Source organism: Pseudomonas sp. BN607 (assembly GCF_029871175.1).
GTDB lineage: Bacteria > Pseudomonadota > Gammaproteobacteria > Pseudomonadales > Pseudomonadaceae > Aquipseudomonas.
The window spans coordinates 1-17,901 of record NZ_SSOE01000062.1; the positions used below are offsets into that span (position 1 = coordinate 1).

The 17,901-nt window shown below is 62.5% G+C and carries 21 protein-coding genes; 12 read left to right on the forward strand and 9 right to left on the reverse strand.

Features of this window, described 5'->3' with window-relative positions; genetic code table 11:
- The coding region (locus E8E68_RS19755; protein WP_280344012.1) for a hypothetical protein at window positions 1-200 on the reverse strand (200 nt) is incomplete at its 3' end.
- Window positions 201-414: 214 nt separating this feature from the next.
- Between E8E68_RS19755 and rhtA the strand changes: the two genes are divergently transcribed.
- Window positions 415-1,302 carry a threonine/homoserine exporter RhtA gene (gene rhtA / locus E8E68_RS19760; RefSeq protein ID WP_266034857.1) on the forward strand — a complete coding sequence of 296 codons (888 nt, stop codon included), beginning with the start codon at window positions 415-417 and terminating at the stop codon, window positions 1,300-1,302.
- Between the two features lie 190 nt (window positions 1,303-1,492).
- On the forward strand, window positions 1,493-1,774 hold the full coding sequence (locus tag E8E68_RS19765; RefSeq protein WP_016714998.1) for a hypothetical protein: 282 nt from the start codon (window positions 1,493-1,495) through the stop codon (window positions 1,772-1,774).
- A 41-nt stretch (window positions 1,775-1,815) separates the two neighbouring features.
- Here the strand turns inward: E8E68_RS19765 and E8E68_RS19770 are convergent, their stop codons facing one another.
- Window positions 1,816-3,624 carry an aminopeptidase P family protein gene (locus tag E8E68_RS19770; RefSeq protein WP_266034866.1) on the reverse strand — a complete coding sequence of 603 codons (1,809 nt, stop codon included), beginning with the start codon at window positions 3,622-3,624 and terminating at the stop codon, window positions 1,816-1,818.
- 180 nt (window positions 3,625-3,804) lie between these two features.
- Here E8E68_RS19770 and E8E68_RS19775 point away from each other — a divergent pair, with 180 nt between their 5' ends.
- On the forward strand, window positions 3,805-4,923 hold the full coding sequence (locus E8E68_RS19775) for a DUF3182 family protein (RefSeq protein WP_280344019.1): 1,119 nt from the start codon (window positions 3,805-3,807) through the stop codon (window positions 4,921-4,923).
- Window positions 4,907-5,677, forward strand: coding sequence for an alpha/beta fold hydrolase (locus E8E68_RS19780; protein ID WP_266034873.1), 771 nt, complete (start codon window positions 4,907-4,909; stop codon window positions 5,675-5,677). The genes E8E68_RS19775 and E8E68_RS19780 overlap by 17 nt, the downstream gene beginning before the upstream one ends.
- Here E8E68_RS19780 and E8E68_RS19785 read toward each other — a convergent pair.
- Complete coding sequence (locus tag E8E68_RS19785) at window positions 5,656-6,036, reverse strand: antibiotic biosynthesis monooxygenase (RefSeq protein ID WP_280344024.1); 381 nt, start codon at window positions 6,034-6,036, stop codon at window positions 5,656-5,658. The genes E8E68_RS19780 and E8E68_RS19785 overlap by 22 nt on opposite strands.
- Before the next feature lie 90 nt (window positions 6,037-6,126).
- On the reverse strand, window positions 6,127-7,110 hold the full coding sequence (locus E8E68_RS19790; RefSeq protein WP_266034877.1) for a helix-turn-helix domain-containing protein: 984 nt from the start codon (window positions 7,108-7,110) through the stop codon (window positions 6,127-6,129).
- A gap of 82 nt (window positions 7,111-7,192) precedes the next feature.
- On the opposite strand from E8E68_RS19790, the gene E8E68_RS19795 reads away from it, so the two are divergent.
- On the forward strand, window positions 7,193-7,741 hold the full coding sequence (locus E8E68_RS19795) for a cysteine hydrolase family protein (protein ID WP_110748193.1): 549 nt from the start codon (window positions 7,193-7,195) through the stop codon (window positions 7,739-7,741).
- A 44-nt stretch (window positions 7,742-7,785) separates the two neighbouring features.
- Here the strand turns inward: E8E68_RS19795 and E8E68_RS19800 are convergent, their stop codons facing one another.
- Window positions 7,786-8,349, reverse strand: a complete 564-nt coding sequence (locus E8E68_RS19800; RefSeq protein WP_280344030.1) for a helix-turn-helix domain-containing protein — start codon at window positions 8,347-8,349, stop codon at window positions 7,786-7,788.
- 84 nt (window positions 8,350-8,433) lie between these two features.
- Between E8E68_RS19800 and E8E68_RS19805 the strand changes: the two genes are divergently transcribed.
- The 7 genes from E8E68_RS19805 (at window position 8,434) to E8E68_RS19835 (ending at window position 15,592) form a co-directional block, all read left to right on the forward strand.
- Window positions 8,434-9,384, forward strand: a complete 951-nt coding sequence (locus E8E68_RS19805; RefSeq protein WP_266034884.1) for a DMT family transporter — start codon at window positions 8,434-8,436, stop codon at window positions 9,382-9,384.
- A gap of 150 nt (window positions 9,385-9,534) precedes the next feature.
- On the forward strand, window positions 9,535-12,450 hold the full coding sequence (locus tag E8E68_RS19810) for a monovalent cation/H+ antiporter subunit A (protein WP_280344034.1): 2,916 nt from the start codon (window positions 9,535-9,537) through the stop codon (window positions 12,448-12,450).
- The gene (locus tag E8E68_RS19815) at window positions 12,450-12,794 is read left to right on the forward strand and encodes a Na+/H+ antiporter subunit C (RefSeq protein WP_003250128.1); all 345 of its coding nucleotides are present in this window, start codon (window positions 12,450-12,452) and stop codon (window positions 12,792-12,794) included. The genes E8E68_RS19810 and E8E68_RS19815 overlap by 1 nt, the downstream gene beginning before the upstream one ends.
- Entirely contained in the window at window positions 12,791-14,470 is a 1,680-nt protein-coding gene (locus E8E68_RS19820) for a monovalent cation/H+ antiporter subunit D (protein WP_266034890.1), read from the forward strand. The genes E8E68_RS19815 and E8E68_RS19820 overlap by 4 nt, the downstream gene beginning before the upstream one ends.
- A complete protein-coding gene (locus E8E68_RS19825; protein WP_266034893.1) occupies window positions 14,467-14,955 on the forward strand; it encodes a Na+/H+ antiporter subunit E in 489 nt (162 codons plus the stop codon). The genes E8E68_RS19820 and E8E68_RS19825 overlap by 4 nt, the downstream gene beginning before the upstream one ends.
- Complete coding sequence (locus E8E68_RS19830; protein WP_110748175.1) at window positions 14,952-15,230, forward strand: K+/H+ antiporter subunit F; 279 nt, start codon at window positions 14,952-14,954, stop codon at window positions 15,228-15,230. Before E8E68_RS19825 ends, E8E68_RS19830 begins: the two co-directional genes overlap by 4 nt.
- Window positions 15,227-15,592 (forward strand): Na+/H+ antiporter subunit G, encoded by a 366-nt coding sequence (locus tag E8E68_RS19835; protein ID WP_110748170.1) that lies wholly within the window; start codon window positions 15,227-15,229, stop codon window positions 15,590-15,592. The genes E8E68_RS19830 and E8E68_RS19835 overlap by 4 nt, the downstream gene beginning before the upstream one ends.
- Before the next feature lie 13 nt (window positions 15,593-15,605).
- On the opposite strand, the gene E8E68_RS19840 is transcribed toward E8E68_RS19835, so the two are convergent.
- The 4 genes from E8E68_RS19840 to E8E68_RS19855 form a co-directional block, all read right to left on the reverse strand.
- Window positions 15,606-15,818: a hypothetical protein gene (locus tag E8E68_RS19840; protein WP_280344039.1), complete on the reverse strand. Its 213-nt coding sequence runs from the start codon at window positions 15,816-15,818 to the stop codon at window positions 15,606-15,608.
- Window positions 15,815-16,285: a hypothetical protein gene (locus tag E8E68_RS19845; RefSeq protein WP_110748164.1), complete on the reverse strand. Its 471-nt coding sequence runs from the start codon at window positions 16,283-16,285 to the stop codon at window positions 15,815-15,817. The genes E8E68_RS19840 and E8E68_RS19845 overlap by 4 nt, the downstream gene beginning before the upstream one ends.
- Before the next feature lie 346 nt (window positions 16,286-16,631).
- On the reverse strand, window positions 16,632-16,826 hold the full coding sequence (locus tag E8E68_RS19850; protein ID WP_110748159.1) for a hypothetical protein: 195 nt from the start codon (window positions 16,824-16,826) through the stop codon (window positions 16,632-16,634).
- A 178-nt stretch (window positions 16,827-17,004) separates the two neighbouring features.
- Complete coding sequence (locus tag E8E68_RS19855) at window positions 17,005-17,409, reverse strand: TraR/DksA family transcriptional regulator (protein ID WP_003250099.1); 405 nt, start codon at window positions 17,407-17,409, stop codon at window positions 17,005-17,007.
- Window positions 17,410-17,901: the final 492 nt, after the last annotated feature.

The following is a 17,901-nucleotide window of genomic DNA, read 5'->3' on the forward strand; positions in this document are numbered from 1 at the left end:
ATGCTGATAATCTTTTTGACTATCAGTCCGTACTCACAAGCACCCACACGAATTGCTTGATTCAATTTGTTAAAGAGCGTTTGGTTAAGATCTTTTCGTCTCAACCGAGGCGCGCATTCTACGCCGTCCTCATTTGCTGTCAAGCGTTTATTTTGAAGTTTTTTGCGAGAAACTCGTTTAGCTTCAAACACTTGACTCAACGGGATGGCTTGCTTTGCTTCGCCACCGCGTTGGAATGGTGCGCATTATAGGGCTGATATTTTACAGGTCAACCTTTAATTTCAACAATTTAGGCCTCTGCGCAAAAAGCGGTGTCAGGATGGTGAGCTGCCCTTCACACGCCTTGCCCCCTCGCCCAATAATTGCGCACTATATTGCTCAACCCCACTTTTCCCGAAGGATCGCCTCATCTAAATGAACACCCAGCCCCGCAGCCTGGCCGCTACCCTCTTCCCGATCGGCCTACTGCTAATCGCCATGGCATCGATTCAGTCCGGTGCCTCCCTGGCCAAAAGCATGTTCCCCATCGTCGGCGCGCAAGGCACCACCAGCCTGCGGCTTATCTTTGCCAGCATCATCATGCTGCTGATACTGCGCCCATGGCGGGTATCCATGACTGCCAATACCCTGCGCAACGTGGTCATTTATGGCATGGCACTGGGCGGCATGAACTTCCTCTTCTATATGGCCCTGCAAACGGTACCGATCGGTATCGCCGTGGCACTGGAGTTCACCGGCCCGCTAGCGGTGGCAATCTTCTCGTCGCGGCGAGCGATCGACTTCCTGTGGATCGGCCTGGCCATCGCCGGCTTGCTGCTGTTGCTGCCGGCGGGGCACGGCGGCCAGTCACTCGACCCGGTGGGCGCCGCCTATGCACTGGGCGCAGGCGTTTGCTGGGCCCTGTACATTTTGTTCGGGCAACGCGCCGGGGCCGAGCACGGCATCCAGAGTGCGGCACTGGGCGTAGTAGTCGCGGCCTTGTTCGTAGCCCCTATCGGTATCGCCCATGCAGGCGGCGCACTGCTCACGCCCGCCGTAATTCCCATGGCCCTGGCCGTTGCCGTGCTGTCCACCGCCCTGCCCTACAGCCTGGAAATGGTCGCACTCACGCGTATTCCGGCACGCACCTTCGGTACGCTGATGAGCATCGAGCCGGCTTTCGGCGCCTTGTCCGGCCTGCTGTTCCTCGGTGAAGTGCTGACGGTTACCCAATGGCTGGCGATCCTGGCAATCATTACCGCATCAGTCGGCACTACCCTTTCGATGCGCAAAGAGCCCAGCCCTACAATCGCTGCAGACTGATATGAGAAATATTTTCATTTGGGACAGCATTAGTGATTGTAGGGACCCATCTCGCTGATTAAGCTGTCACAGAATCATCATCTTTACGCTATCTACTGGACCGAACACGGACGCTGGGGAATTTTCAGGAAGAACCGAAGCGATAACGACAGGGCCTGACAACTGATCCGCCCTGCATTTAAGGACAGGAATGAAACGTATTTTTCTCATCCTGGCCATCTTGGCAATTGCTGGATGTGCCGCCACAGCCAAGACTGAGGTCAAAAGGGGCAAGAAGGGCCTGCATATCAACTGCTCCGGCCTTTCCTCCTCGTGGGACAATTGTTACAGCAAAGCCGCAAGCTCCTGCAGCACACGCGGCTATCGGGTCATTGCGCGCTCGGGCGATAGCGATGAAGAGGCCGGCGACTACTTGTTCGGCATCAATCCGGCGGGCTACACCAGCCGTAGCATGATCGTCATCTGCAAATAAGAAGAAGGGCAGCTCGCGAGCTGCCCTTCTTCATGTGCCGATCATAGCGGCGCGGTACGGGTATGCAACCAGGCCAGCGCATCGCCCATGAGCCTTGGTGCAAGGCGCTCACGCACGGTGGCGTGGTACTGGTTCAGCCATGTCACTTCTTCGATCGACAGCCGCTCAGGCAACAGGCAGCGGGTGTCGATCGGACAAAGCGTCAAGGTCTCGAAGCACAGGAAATCGCCAAAGGCACTCTTGCCCGCCTCACGATTGACCACAAGGTTCTCGATGCGCACGCCCCACTGCCCAGGGCGGTAGGTACCCGGTTCGATCGAGCTGATCATGCCCGCCTGCATCGCCGTTTGGGGTGCAGCTGCTGCCTGGTAGGCAATCACCTGCGGCCCCTCGTGCACATTCATGAAGTAGCCCACCCCATGGCCGGTGCCATGGCCATAGTCGACCTGGTCAGCCCAGATCGGGGCCCGGGCAATGGCGTCGAGCAACGGCGAAAGCACCCCACGCGGGAACGTGGTGCGCGACAGCGCGATCATGCCCTTGAGCACACGGGTGCAGTCCTCCTTCTGTGCCTGGCTCGGGATCCCCACCGGCACCATGCGGGTGATATCGGTGGTACCGCCCAGGTATTGCCCGCCCGAGTCGATCAGCAGCAAGCCGTCACCTTCGATGTGCGCATGCGACTGCTCGGTGGCGCGGTAATGCGGCATCGCGCCATTGGCATTGAAGGCAGCAATGGTCGAGAAGCTCAGCGACACGAAGTTCGGGCGCCGGGCCCGCGCTGCACTCAACTGCTCGTCAACGGTCAGCTCGGTAATCACCTCTCGACCGAGGTTCGCCTCGAACCAGGCAAAGAACTCGCACAACGCCGCACCATCCTGCTCCATGACCTGGCGGATATGCACCAGATCGTCATCGCCTTTACATGACTTGCTCAGGGTTGTCGGGTTGAGCCCTTCCACCAGCACGGCATCTGCCTGTAGGTTATCCAGCAGGCCGCAGGTGACCCGGGCCGGGTCCACCAGCAGCCTGCTCCCCGCAGGAACGCCTGCCAGTGCCTGCCCTGCTTCGCTGTAGTCGCGCACCTCGATACCGTCGACCGCCAGCACCTGACGCAAGTGCTCATCCACCTTGTCCTGGCCAACGAACAGGATGGCCTGCTGCTGGCTGATCAGGGCAAAGGCCAGAAACACCGGATTGTAGGAAACGTCGCTGCCGCGCAGGTTGAACAGCCAGGCGATGTCGTCAAGGGTAGCAATGAAGTGCCAGTCGGCACCCTTGGCCTGCATGCCCTGGCGCAATTGCGCCAGCTTTTCCGCCCGGCTCACCGTGGCATGTGGCCCCAAGTGCTGATAAACCGGGTTGGCTGGCAACGCCGGACGCCCGCTCCAGACCTGGCCCAGCAGGTCCTTGTCGGTGATCAGCCGCGCCCCCCGCAGTTTCAGGCGCTCTGCCAACTGACGCGCCGAGGCCAAGGCCATGACTGCACCATCCACCGCAACATTGCCGTTAGGCTCGACGTGCTCACCCAGCCATTCGAGTGCACCGGGCTTGCCCGGCAGCAGCTTCATCAGCTCGATGCCGCTGCCGGCCAGTTCGTGCTCGGCCTGTTCCCAGTAGCGGCTATCAACCCACAGACCGGCAAACCCGGAGGTGACCACCAGCGTGCCTACCGAGCCGTGGAACCCAGATAGCCACTGGCGCCCCTGCCAGTAACCGGGGAGGTATTCAGAAAGGTGAGGGTCGGCCGACGGTACCAGCAAGGCATGGATGCCGGCTACGGCCATGGCCTGGCGCACTTGCGCCAGACGCTGTGGCACGCTTTGTTCAAGGGTGGTCTGGACGCTCATGCGCTCTCCTGCGGCTACATCACGATTGATCTAATACGCCGATAATGGAACAGCCGTCAGGGCCCTGCAATCGCCCCGGCGCGAACCGGACGCGTCCTACATCAGAACCACTGATCAACTTCCGCTGAACTTCCCCAAAGCAAGGCCTTCACACACTGTACATTCATTGCACACAGGCAATTGACCATGCCCAGTGCCTGCACCCCGAAAACTGCCGTGGTGTTGCTCGACACCCGCGAACACACGCCCGAGCACGAGCATGCCGTGCACCTGAAGATTGCCGAAGGCCTGGGACGACTTCTGGGTTGCCCGCACAAGCTGCCCGAGCAACCGCCCAATGCCGCCGATGATTACTACTACCTGCCTACAGAGACCCTGACCGACCCCAAGCGCGCTGCAATTCTGGGCATTCGCAGCGAACAGGACCTGTTTGGTGGCATGGTGTCCCAGCCGTACATGGCGACAAAGGCCATTTCACACCCGCTACCGGCCGGGGCCACCTTCCCACCGGGCTGGACCGATGGTTTCGCTTTGCAGGCGTGCGACGCGCTGCTGCGCGGCTACACCGTGTTCAGCAAGAACGATGCGCGTAACGCAGCTCAGTTGCTACTGCGCGATGGCCCCTTGCGGATCAAACCGGTGCTGGCCTGCGCAGGCCGTGGGCAACAGGTGATCACCGTGGCAGATGAACTGGAGCCACTGCTGGCCAGGATGGACGACCAGCAGCTGGCGCTATGGGGTTTGGTACTGGAAGAAGACCTGAGCGACGTCCAGACCTTCAGCGTCGGCCAGGTGCGTGTCGCCGGGCTGACCTGTAGCTACCATGGCACCCAGCAGCTGACCCGCGACCATCAGGGCACTGAAGTCTACGGCGGTTCCGACCTGGTGGTAGTCCGTGGCGACTACCAGGCCCTGTTGCAAATGCCGCTGGAAGACCACCTGCGCCTGGCCATCAACCAGGCCATGGCTTACGAAAAGGCCGCCGAGCAACATTTCCCGTGCTTTGTCGCCTCACGGCGCAACTATGACATCGCCCGCGGCAGCGACGCCTCAGGCCACCTGCGCTGCGGCGTACTCGAACAATCCTGGCGCCTGGGCGGTGCCAGCAGTGCCGAACTGCTGGCGCTGCAGGCGTTTGCCGATGACCCGGCATTGCAGCGCGTGCGTGCCTCCACCCACGAAGTCTTCGGTACACCCGACCTGCCGGTTGACGCCACCCTTTTCTACCAAGGAAACGACAGTGAACTCGGACAACTCAGCAAATTTGCGCGAATTCGCGAGCATGACCATTCAGAGTGAAACCGTTGAACTACAGGTCGAGAACGACCGTATCGTCGGCACCTTGGTCAGCCCCGGCAGCAAAATGCCGGGCATCCTTTTCGTGCATGGCTGGGGCGGCAGCCAGCAACGCGACCTGGCCCGTGCCCGGCATATCACCGGGCTAGGCTGCGTGTGTATGACCTTCGACCTGCGCGGCCACGAAAAAACCGAGAGCCAGCGTCTTACCGTCACCCGAGAACAGAACCTGCAAGATCTTCTGGTGGCTTACGACCGGCTGGTCAGCCACCCGGCCGTCGACAGCAGCGCCATCGCCATCATCGGCAGCAGCTATGGCGGCTACCTGGCTACCCTGCTGAGCCGCGAACGGCCGGTCAAATGGCTGGCGCTGCGGGTACCCGCGATGTACTGGGACGACGAATGGGGCAGCCCCAAGCAGGCCCTCGACCGCCAACGACTGAACGCCTACCGCCAGCGCCCGCTCGGTCCAGGGGACAACCGTGCGCTGGCGGCCTGCGCCGAATTCGCCGGGGATGTGTTGCTGGTGGAATCGGAGCAGGACGACTATGTACCGCACAGCACGCTGATGAATTACCGCTCGGCATTCGTCAGCGCCCATTCGCTGACTCATCGCATCGTCGACGGGGCAGACCACGCCCTGTCCAGCGAACAGAGTCAGAAAGCCTACAGCTCGATCCTCGCCGCGTGGATCAGCGAAATGGTCATCGGCGCCCGCCTGGACCACTACCCGCACTATGCCCCTTGGTATGCCTGAGGTTCACCCACCTGGCAAAGCAGGCCGCCATCGACACCACGCACCAGGCTACGCAAGGTCTGGTAGGCGGCAAAGTTCACGCCACGTGCCTGATGCCGGCCCAGCAGGTCGAGGAATGGCTCCTCGATGAAGTCCACGGCCGCAGCCGCCCAGGCCTGGCGGGACTGCCATTGCAGGTACTGCAACACCCGGCTGCCATCGTCGCTGGCCTGGATGCTGACCCCCTGCAGGCCCTCGCACCGCGCGGCCAGCGCTTCGCTACGCGCCACCAGGGCCTCGGCCAAGGCTTGCTGGCACATGCTGGCCACTTCGTATTCGATCATCTGGGTAAACCACAGGGCTTGAGGCTTTGCCGACATCGACAGTCTCCTGATTACGGGCGCATGCAGCGCAATGCCGTGCAGGGTAAAACCTCAAGTTAAGTCAAGGTCAAGTGGTTTCTTGAAGGCCTATCCCGATACCGCGAAGCGCCGCCGATAGTCGCTGGGCGTCAAACCAGTGATACGCTGGAACACTTTGCGAAACGCGCCCGGGTCTTGATAACCGACTCCCCATGCGATCTGTTCGACGTTGCGTCGGGTGAACTCCAGCAAGCGGCACGCCCGCCCCACCCGCACCTGCTGGCAATACTCGGTCGGGCGCAACCCGGTGGCAGCGCGAAAGCGTCGCAAGAATGTTCGCTCCTCCAGCCCCGCACAGGCCGCCATCCCAGCAAGGTCAGCGTGCTGCCCGCCGTTACCCTGCAACCAGTGCTGCACTTTCAACACGGCCTCGTCGCCGTGATCCAGGCGCGGGTTGAACAACGCACCGGGCAACGGCGCCGTAACGGGTTCGACCGCCAGGTAGCGGGCGGTTTCCCGCGCCACGGTCGCCCCCAGAAAACGCTCCAGCAGGCGCAAGCCCAGGTCGGTCCAGGCCATCAAGCCTGCCGAGGTGACGATGTCGCCGTCGTCCAGCAGCGGCTGCCGGGTCTCCACCCGTACCTTGGGGAAGCGCTGGGCCAGCGCATGCACGTAGTTCCAGTGGGTGCAGGCTGGGCGCCCGTCCAGCAGGCCACTGGCAGCGATGAAGAACACGCCGATACACACCGACGCCAGTACCGTGCCGCGCTCGTGCAGCCTGCACAACGACGTGCGGTGGCGCTCCAGCAGGTCGCCCTGCGGGGTCGATTCGAGACTCGGCGGAATGATCAGTACACGCAGGCCCGGCACGTCGCTGGCAGGGCTGTCGGGGGCGGGCTGCAACTGGCCCGCCTCGTTGGCCTGCCAGAAGCTGATACGCACCCGCGGCAACTCGACGGCGCCCAGCTCGGCAGCTACCCGGTTGGCCACCAGGAACAAGTCGGCTAGGCCATGCACGGCGGCACGCTGCACGCCGGGGTACAGCAACAGACCAATGTCCAGGCTGGCTGGGGTGTCAGTTTTTGCCCGCATAGTGTCGTTCGTGCCAATCCTCAGCTCAGTGCACACAGCCTATAACTAACGGCATCCAACGACTACTGCCAGAGGAGGCAGCATGAACAAGCAGGCGCTGATCATCATCGATATCCAGAACGACTACTTTCCGGGCGGCAAATGGGCCCTTGAAGGCGCTGACCAGGCAGCCGACAACGCCGCCCGACTGCTGGCGGCGGCCCGCCAGCGCGGCGACCTGGTGGTGCATGTGCGGCATGAGTTCGACAGCGCCGATGCGCCGTTCTTCGCCCCGGGTTCGCCGGGTGCTGCCATCCACCGCAAGGTCGAACCGGTCACGGGCGAACCGGTGGTGCTCAAGCACAAGGTCAACGCCTTTCTCGGCACCGACCTCGAACACACGCTGGACCGGCATGGTGTCGAGGCCTTGACCATCGTCGGCAGCATGAGCCACATGTGCATCGACGCCGCCACCCGTGCAGCAGCCGACCTGGGTTATGAGGTGACCGTGGCGCATGATGCCTGCGCGACACTGCCGCTGGAATTCAACGGCAAGCAGGTACCGGCAGCGCAGGTGCATGATTCGGCAATGGCTGCGTTGGCGTTTGCCTATGCCAGGGTGGTGAAGACCGATGAGTTGCTGGACCGCTGATACAGCTTGAGAGGTTGGGGCGCTTTACGCCCCTCCCCCGAACCTCAGATCACCACATTGCGCACAAAGCGTACCGCCACCTCGCCATCATTCCGATAGGCATACCGGCAGTTGCTGGGGAACACCTGGAACTGTCCCACCTGCAGGCGATGCTCGACCCCCTCGATGATCAGCGTCAGCTGCCCGTGGGCCACATAGATCTGCTCACTCCAGCCTTCGGCATCTGCCTCGCTGGCATAATGCTCGCCAGGAGCCAAGGTCCACTCCCAAAGCTCCACCTCGCGTCGTGCCGGGCTGGTACCCAGCAGCACCGCCCGGCTCTGTGGATGCACGCCCGCCCAGGCCAGCTCTTCGATGCGCCCGGGGTCACGCTGGTCCGGCGCCTGGATCAGGGTACTGAACGCCACGCCCAAGGCTTCGGCAATCAAGTCCAGGGTGGTCAGGCTCACATTCTTTTCGCCCGCCTCGATCGCTACCAGCATGCGCCGGCTCACCCCTGAGCGCTCAGCCAGCGCCGCCTGGCTCATGGCGGCGGCGTTGCGCAGGCTGCGTACATTGAGGCTGACATGTTGGAGCACCGAGGCACGGTGCGCGGAATCTTTGTGCACTATATTGCTCACTGATCGGGATTGCGCAGTATACTGCCCACTTTGCGGCGATTGTGCGCCGCCTTCCGCCGAGTGTGCAAGACCATGAGCAAGCCCAGCAGCCAAACCACCCCCGCCGTTACCTTTCGCCTGAGCAAGGCCGAACTGGTGCTGGTGTTCATCACCATGTTATGGGGCGGCACCTTCCTGCTGGTGCATAACGTGATGACTGTCAGCGGACCGATGTTCTTCGTCGGCCTGCGCTTTGCGGCTGCCGCGCTGTTCGTGGGCGTGGTGTCGGCGCGTTCACTGCCAGGGCTGACCTTCACCGAACTGAAGGCGGGCATGCTGATAGGCGTGTCGATCATGCTCGGCTACGGCTTGCAGACCATGGGCCTGCAAACCATCAGCAGCAGCCAGTCGGCATTCATCACCGCGCTGTACGTGCCATTCGTGCCATTGCTGCAGTGGCTGGTACTTGGTCGGCGACCAGGCCTTATGCCCAGCATCGGCATCTGCCTGGCCTTTATCGGCCTGATGCTGCTGGCAGGTCCTGAGGGCGGCAGCCTGCACTTCAGTGAGGGCGAACTGGTAACCCTGGTCAGCGCCGTGGCCATTGCCGCCGAAATCATCCTGATCAGCCGCTACGCCGGCCAGGTCGATGTGCGCCGGGTCACCGTGGTGCAACTGGCAACCGCCTCGCTGCTGGCGTTCCTGATGATCGTGCCGACCCAGGAGCGCATTCCCGACTTCTCCTGGCTGCTGCTGGCCAGCGCCGTAGGCCTGGGTGCCATGAGCGCGGTGATCCAGGTGGCGATGAACTGGGCGCAGAAATCGGTCTCGCCCACCCGCGCCACCCTTATCTACGCCGGCGAACCCGTATGGGCCGGAATCGTCGGGCGCATTGCCGGGGAGCGCCTGCCAGGCGTGGCGCTGCTCGGCGGCCTGCTGATCGTGATTGCGGTGGTGGTCAGCGAACTCAAGGTCCGCCGCCCCCGCGACACCGCCGAAGTACGCGACGTGCAGGCACAAGGCGAACGCCAGGCCGGGCTCTAAAGCGGTCAACAGCGGCTATGCTCTGTAAAAAACTGTTATAAAAAAACAGCTTGTCACAGCCTGTTTGTAGGATTCTGCGACAGCTTGCGTGTTGGTGATCAACACCCCGGCACGTATGATTCTTTGCAAACTTCTCCAGAATAGGCCGCTATGTCTTTGATAGTGCTATTGCTTCTGCCGTTCGTGGGCAGTTGCCTGGCAGCCGTGCTGCCGCACAACGCACGTAACGCCGAGTCCATTCTTGCCGGGCTCGTAGCCCTGGTCGGTACCGTCCAGGTAGCACTGCTGTACCCTCAGGTTGCCCACGGTGGCGTGATCCGCGAAGAGTTCCTGTGGCTGCCCAGCCTGGGGCTGAACCTGGTACTACGAATGGACGGCTTCGCCTGGCTGTTCTCGCTACTGGTGCTGGGCATCGGTACGCTGGTGTCGCTGTACGCGCGTTACTACATGTCGCCGCAAGACCCTGTACCACGCTTCTTCGCCTTCTTCCTGGCCTTCATGGGCGCCATGCTGGGCCTGGTAATCTCCGGCAACCTGATTCAGCTGGTGTTCTTCTGGGAACTCACCAGCCTGTTCTCCTTCCTGCTGATCGGCTACTGGCACCACCGTGCCGACGCCCGCCGCGGCGCTTACATGGCGCTGATGGTGACCGGCGCAGGCGGCTTGTGCCTGCTGGTCGGGGCCCTGCTGCTCGGCCATGTGGTCGGCAGCTACGACCTGGACAAGGTCTTGGCTGCCGGCGACACCATCCGCCAGCACGCGCTGTATCCGGTGCTGCTGCCGCTCATCCTGGCCGGCGCCCTGAGCAAGAGCGCCCAGTTCCCCTTCCAGTTCTGGCTGCCCCACGCCATGGCGGCGCCCACACCGGTATCGGCCTACCTGCACTCGGCGACCATGGTCAAGGCTGGGGTGTTTCTGCTGGCGCGTCTTTGGCCGGTACTCTCCGGTAGCGAAGAGTGGTTCTGGATCGTCGGCGGTGCCGGGGCCATCACCCTGCTGCTCGGCGCCTTTGCCGCCATGTTCCAGAACGACCTCAAAGGCCTGCTCGCCTATTCGACCATCAGCCACCTGGGCCTGATCACACTGCTGCTGGGTCTGAACAGTCCACTGGCCGCCGTTGCCGCCGTATTCCACATTCTCAACCATGCCACCTTCAAGGCCTCGCTGTTCATGGCGGCCGGCATCATCGACCACGAAAGCGGTACCCGTGACATCCGCCGCCTCAGCGGCCTGATCCGCCTGGTGCCGTACACCGCAACCCTGGCCATGGTCGCCAGCGCCTCCATGGCCGGCGTGCCATTGATGAACGGCTTCCTGTCGAAGGAAATGTTCTTCGCCGAGACGGTGTTCATCAGCTCCACCGCCTGGGTCGAGGCCGCGCTGCCGGTGATCGCCACCCTGGCCGGCACCTTCAGCGTGGCCTATGCCCTGCGCTTCACCGTCGATGTGTTCTTCGGCCCCACCGCCCAGGACTTGCCCCACACCCCCCACGAGCCGCCGCGCTGGATGCGTGCACCGGTCGAGTTGCTGGTACTCACTTGCCTGTTGGTAGGCATTTTCCCCGCCCAGTCGGTCGGGCCACTGCTGGCCGCTGCCGCCCTGCCCGTCGTAGGTGGCACGCTGCCGGAATACAGCCTGGCCATCTGGCATGGCTGGAATGCCCCGCTGATCATGAGCCTGGTGGCCATGAGCGGCGGTATCGTCCTGTACCTGCTCCTGCGCAAGCAACTGCGCCTGGGGCGTTTCCCTTACCCACCGCTGATCGAGCGCTTCAACGGCAAGCGGCTGTTCGAACACGGTCAGGTCCAGTTGATGCTGCTGGCGCGGCGCGTCGAGCGCCTGTTCACCACCCGCCGCCTGCAATCGCAGCTATTCATGCTGGTGGTTGCCGCCTTCATCGCCGGCCTCACTCCCATGCTCTACAGCGGCCTGAGCTGGGGCGACCGACCGAAGATTCCGGGCTCCGGCGTGTTTGTCGCGCTGTGGCTGATCGCCATTGCCTGCGCCATCGGCGCCGCCTACCAGGCCAAGTACCACCGCCTGGCGGCACTGATCATGGTCAGTGTCTGCGGTTTGATGACCTGCATCACCTTCGTATGGTTCTCAGCCCCCGACCTGGCACTGACCCAACTGGTGGTGGAAGTGGTCACCACTGTGCTGATCCTGCTGGGCCTGCGCTGGTTGCCGCGGCGTATCGAAGGCGTATCGCCGCTGCCCGGTAGCCTGGAGCGCGCGCGCATGCGCCGCCTGCGCGACCTGCTGCTGGCGATACTGGTCGGTGGTGGCATGGCCTTGCTGTCGTACGCCATGCTGACCCGGCCAACACCCAATGACATTTCCTCGTTCTACCTGAGCCGCGCACTGCCCCAGGGCGGTGGCACCAATGTGGTCAATGTGATGCTGGTCGACTTCCGTGGCTTCGATACCCTCGGTGAGATCACCGTGCTGGTGGCGGTGGCACTGACGGTGTTCGCCCTGCTGCGGCGCTTCCGCCCTCCGAAAGAGAGCATGCAGCTGCCGGCACAGCAGCGCCAGCTGGCACCGGATGTGGTCACCGACCTGATCAACCCACGGCACGCCACCGACACCGCGCTGGGCTTCATGATGGTGCCGGCGGTGCTGGTGCGCCTGCTGCTGCCGATCGCTTTGCTGGTGTCGATGTACCTGTTCATGCGCGGCCACAACCAGCCGGGCGGCGGCTTTGTCGCGGGTCTGGTGATGTCGGTGGCATTCATCCTGCAGTACATGGTGGCCGGTACCCAGTGGGTCGAGGCACAGATGAGCCTGCGGCCGCTGCGCTGGATGGGCACCGGCCTGCTGTGCGCGACCCTGACCGGAATCGGCGCGATGCTGCTGGGTTACCCGTTCCTCACCACCCACACTGCTCACCTGCACCTGCCGTTGCTGGGCGATGTGCACGTGGCCAGCGCGCTGTTCTTCGATGTCGGCGTGTACACCGTGGTGGTCGGGTCGACCCTGCTTATCCTCACCGCCTTGGCGCACCAGTCCGTGCGCGCCTACCGCCCGGGCAACCCGGCAAAAACCAGCCAAGCAGGAGCCGCCTGATGGAAGAAGTCATTGCAGTCGCCATCGGTGTGCTGGCCGCTTCGGGGGTGTGGCTGATCCTGCGCCCACGTACCTACCAGGTGATCATGGGCCTGTGCCTGCTGTCGTATGGGGTCAATCTGTTCATTTTCAGCATGGGCAGCCTGTTCATCGGCAAGGAACCGATCATCAAGGACGGCGTCACCCAGGACCTGCTGCACTATACCGACCCGCTGCCGCAGGCACTGGTGCTCACCGCCATCGTCATCAGCTTCGCCATGACCGCGCTATTCCTCGTGGTATTGCTGGCTTCGCGCGGCCTGACCGGTACCGACCACGTGGATGGCCGGGAGCGTGACGAATGAATGGCATGAGTCAGCTCATCGTCGCGCCCATCCTGCTGCCGCTGCTGACGGCGGCGGTGATGTTGCTACTGGGTGAAAAGCACCGGCGGCTCAAGGCCCGGCTGAACCTGCTGTCGACCTTCGCCGGCCTGGCCATCGCCGTCAGCCTGCTGCTGTGGGTACGCACCCAGGGCCAGGCAGAGTCGATTGGTGTGTACCTGCCGGGCAACTGGCCGGCGCCATTCGGCATCGTGCTGGTAGTGGACCACCTCTCGGCCCTGCTGTTGACCCTGACCGGGGTCATCGGCTTCAGCGCGCTGCTGTTTGCCCGCGCCCGCTGGGACAGTGCCGGGGCCAGCTTCCATGCGCTGTTCCAGATCCAGCTGATGGGCTTGTACGGTGCTTTCCTGACCGCAGACCTGTTCAACCTGTTCGTGTTCTTCGAGGTGCTGCTGGCTGCCTCCTACGGCTTGTTGCTGCATGGTTCGGGCCGTGCCAGGGTGCGTGCCGGCCTGCACTACATCGCCATCAACCTGTTCGCCTCGTCGCTGTTCCTGATCGGCGCCGCAATGCTGTACGGTGTGACCGGTACCCTGAACATGGCTGACCTTGCGCTGAAGATCCCGCTGGTGCCGGAGGCCGACCGCGGTTTGCTACACGCCGGCGCCGCCATCCTGGCCACGGCCTTCCTGGTCAAGGCCGGCATCTGGCCGCTGAACTTCTGGCTGGTCCCGGCCTACGCTTCGGCCAGTGCCCCGGTGGCGGCACTGTTCGCCATCATGACCAAGGTCGGCCTGTACGCAGTGCTTCGTCTGTGGACACTACTGTTCTCTGGGCAGGCCGGGGCCTCGGCGCATTTCGGTGGTGAATGGCTGGTGTATGGCGGCCTGGTTACCTTGGCGGTGGCCGCAGCGTCGATCCTGGCTGCGCAACGCCTGGAGCGCCTGGCTGCGCTGAGCATCCTGGTTTCGGCTGGGACCTTGCTCGGAGCAGTCGGCTTCGCCCAATCGGCGTTGACCGGCGCGGCACTGTTCTACCTGGTCAACTCTACGCTGGCATTGTGCGCGCTGTTCCTGCTCGCCGAACTGGTCGAACGCTCGCGCTCGGCCAATGAAGCGCCGCTCGACGAAGAAGAAGACGCCATGCCGCCGCCACTGGAATCGCTGCACCCACCCAAGGGCATCAACCTCGATGATGAGCAGAAGGCAGTGATCGGCCAGATCATTCCGTGGACCATGGCCTTCCTCGGCCTCAGCTTCATCGCCTGCGCCCTGCTGATCATTGGCATGCCACCGCTGTCAGGCTTCGTCGGCAAGCTCAACCTGATCAGTGCACTGTTCAACCCGCTGGGTCTGGGGGTTGCGACGGAGCAGCCACTGGGTGCCGCCAGCTGGGCGCTGGTGGCATTACTGATACTGTCCGGCATGGCCTCGCTGATCGCCTTTGGCCGGGTCGGCATCCAGCGTTTCTGGAAGCCTGAGGAGCGCCCGTCACCGGTGCTGCGCCGCTATGAATGCCTGCCGATCGTCATCCTGCTTGGCCTGTGCATCATCCTCAGCCTGAAGGCCGAGCCGCTGCTGCGTTACACCCAGGACACCGCTGCCAGTCTGCAGGCCCCTGACACCTACATCCAGGCCGTGATGGCCGCCCGGCCCATTCCTGGCCCCACCTCGCTCGACGTACAGGTGCAGCCATGAGCCGAATGTTCCCTGCCCCACTGCTATCAGTCTCGCTGTTCGGCTTATGGCTACTGTTGAACCTCTCGATAAGCCCCGGCAATCTGCTGCTGGGCGCCGCGCTTGGCGTGCTGGCGCCATTGCTCATGGCACCGTTACGTCCGCAGCATGCGCACGTGCGGCGGCCCCTGGTCATCGCCCGCCTGATCGGCCGGGTCGGTATGGATGTGATCGTGTCCAACGTGCAGGTGGCGCTTGGCGTGTTGCGTGCCGGCAAACAGATGCCACGCTCGGCGTTCGTCCACGTCCCGCTGGCCCTACGCGACCCGCACGGCCTGGCCGCGCTTTCGATGATCACCACGGTAGTCCCCGGCACGGTCTGGTCCGAGCTGGCGCTGGACCGCACCGTGCTGCTGTTGCATGTGTTCGACCTGGATGATGAAGCGGCCTTCATCCGGCACTTCAAGGACACCTACGAACGCCCGCTGATGGAGATTTTCCAATGACAGGCCTGCTCTCGAGTGCGGTCCTTGCCAGCCTGTTCATCTTCGCCTTGGCCATGGGCCTGGCGCTGATCCGCCTGTTCCGCGGCCCCTCCGCTCAGGACCGGGTGCTGGCGTTGGACTACCTGTACATCCTGGCCATGCTGACAATGTTGGTGCTTGGGATCCGTTATGCCAGTGACACCTACTTCGAAGGTGCCCTGCTGATTGCGCTATTCGGCTTCGTCGGCTCGTTTGCCCTGGCCAAGTTCCTGCTGCGCGGTGAGGTGATCGAATGACTGAAACCCTGGTACTGCCGTTCTGGCTGGAACTGGTCACCGCTGTGTTGCTGCTGACGGGCAGCCTGTTCGCCCTGATTGGCGCGGTGGGCCTGGTGCGCCTGAAGGATTACTTCCAGCGTATGCATCCGCCCGCACTGGCCTCGACCATTGGCGCCTGGTGTGTAGCGCTGGCCTCGATCATCTACTTTTCGTGGCTGAAGGACGCGCCGGTGCTGCACGCGTGGCTGATCCCGATCCTGCTGTCGATCACCGTGCCGGTCACCACGCTGTTGCTGGCGCGGGCGGCACTGTTTCGCAAGCGCATGGCGAAAGAACCGGTGCCCGAAGAGGTCAGCAGCGGCAGCGACCGCGGCAACTGATGGGGTTACCGCTTCAGCTTTGGCTGAGGCGCTGCAACTCGCGGCGGACCATGGCGGCATAAGGCGGCGGGCTGAGCCTGTATAGCTCAGCCGCCACCCAGTTCAACCAAGCGCCTTGCAACGCCGCGCGCCTGGCCAGCAAACGCTCGGCGTCGGCCACGGCATCTGCCAGGTGCTGCCGATGAAACTCCGCCCGCGTGGCAGGCGCGTCGTCAGCATCGGTCATTCACTGGCCTTGAAGGTGGTCAGTTCGCCTTTGCGCCATTTGGCAACTTTGCCGGTTACTGCCTTCAGCAACTTGCCCAGGCCTTCCTGCACTTGCTGCTGCGCGGCGAACACCAGCATCACGCCGTGGCCTTCACGGAATACAATGCCTTCGCCTTCCGGCACGGAAACGAATGCGTAATCACCCACGCCATACACATTCAACTTGATCTCGCGAAAGCGCATCTCCAGCTTGCCGCCTTCGCGGCTGGGCAACACGGCAGCGCGGAAGTGGTCGCCCACCTTCAGCTCCAGGCGCTGTTTGTCATCGACCACCAATGCACTTTCGGTGTCGATTTCGGCCATGTACAGGCCTTCGGGATTCTGTTCGGTCACATAGATGAAGCGGCCCTGGAACAGTTGGGCCAATTTACCGCGCAAGTCGCCCAGGGCGAACAACGCATGGGTATCAAGTGTGCTGACTGCCAATGAAGTAATCCTCAACCGGTTACAACCCGCCCTCACCCAAGCCCGGGGAGGCACGGCCATTTCTTATCGATAGGCGAAAAGAGTAATAAAGCGATATACGAAATGTCTGTGCCCGCTGACGATGCAGCGTGCAGGAATCTTTACTCTGATGTGCCAGATTCGCCTTCAACCGAAGGCGCTTGGCCCTTTCCCGGCCCGGGAAGCGTGATGCCCAAGATCACTCGCCAGCAAATGCAACCAAGGGAGCGAGCCTGCAAGAAGACAAGCCCTGGTATCCATGTGCGCATTTACTGTAGGACAAATATGCCCGAAAACACTGAAACACGTCGAGAGGCAATAAACATTTTCAGGCGGCGAGGCCTTTCTTCAGCTGCTGCTGCCAAGCCGCCTGGCATTCCAGCGCTTCTTCACGCGTGGCGAAGGCAGTACCACGGCGCTCGCCATTGACCAGTACCACCCAGCAGATGCGCTTTCCCACCGCCTGCAGGGTAGACGGCACACCTGAACCAATCATCACGGCTACATCGACTCGGCTATTCATCATTCCCTCCGGAATTTAATTAGCACCCTAACGATAAAGCCATGATACGCCTGCCCTTCACGCGAAAACAGCGCATCCCGGTACAGCAGTGTTACGCCGGGAGCAACAAAACCGGGGCCAGCGAAAAACGCAAAAAGCCCCAGGGATTGCTCCGTGGGGCCTCTCACCACACCCGGGGTCAGACCTGGCGCTGGTGACGGTCGAGCTGCTCGTGGCGTTCCTGGGCTTCGATGCAGTACTTGGTGGTCGGGCTGATCAGCAGGCGCTTCAGGCCGATGGGTTCACCACTGTCATCGCACCAGCCGAAACTTTCGTCGGCAATACGGTCCAGCGCCATCTCCAGCTGTGGCAGCAGGCGCTGGTCGCGGTCGATGGCATTTACCAGCCAGCTACGCTCTTCTTCGACCGAGGCCACGTCGGCAGGGTCCGACGGAGTGTCCAGGCCTTCGATGGTGGTGCGGCTGAGCTCGATGCGTTCATGGGTTTCGACTTTCATCGCCTGCAGCAGCTCAGTGAAGAAGGCCAGCTGGTCGGCGTTCATGTAGTCATCGGCCGACATGGCCAGCAACTGTTCCTTGGTCATCGATTTCTCTATGAAAAAATGTGCATTTGGGCGATTCAGGTGCCACCGACGCCTTGGCATCGGCAGCGAAATTCTTCAAGCGCCAACTGGCACTCTTTTACAGGGGGCGGCAGTCTAAGGCGCCACGTCGCGTGGAGCAACTGCAAATGGGTGCGAATTTGCTTCCGTCGCTTAGAATCCGCTGGTCGGTGCCCAGTACAAATTCAACTGCCCGCCCCATACTGTGAGTGTGTCGCTGGCTCAGGCTCAGGCTCAGGCTCAGGCTTTTGATCTTGATCTTGATCTTGATCTTGATCTTGATCTTGACTTTCGCGACTTCAGGAGGCCGAACGCAGGCATTGCGGAGGCAGGTGACGGGCATGGATGCCCGTCAAGCGCTGAGGCCCCAGGATGGGGCCTTCGGCGCGGTCCTGCCGGGAGCAATGCCGGAGTGAGGGAACCCCGGAGCGCAGCGCAGGGGCCGGATGATGGGAGCGCAGCGTTTTTTGGTTA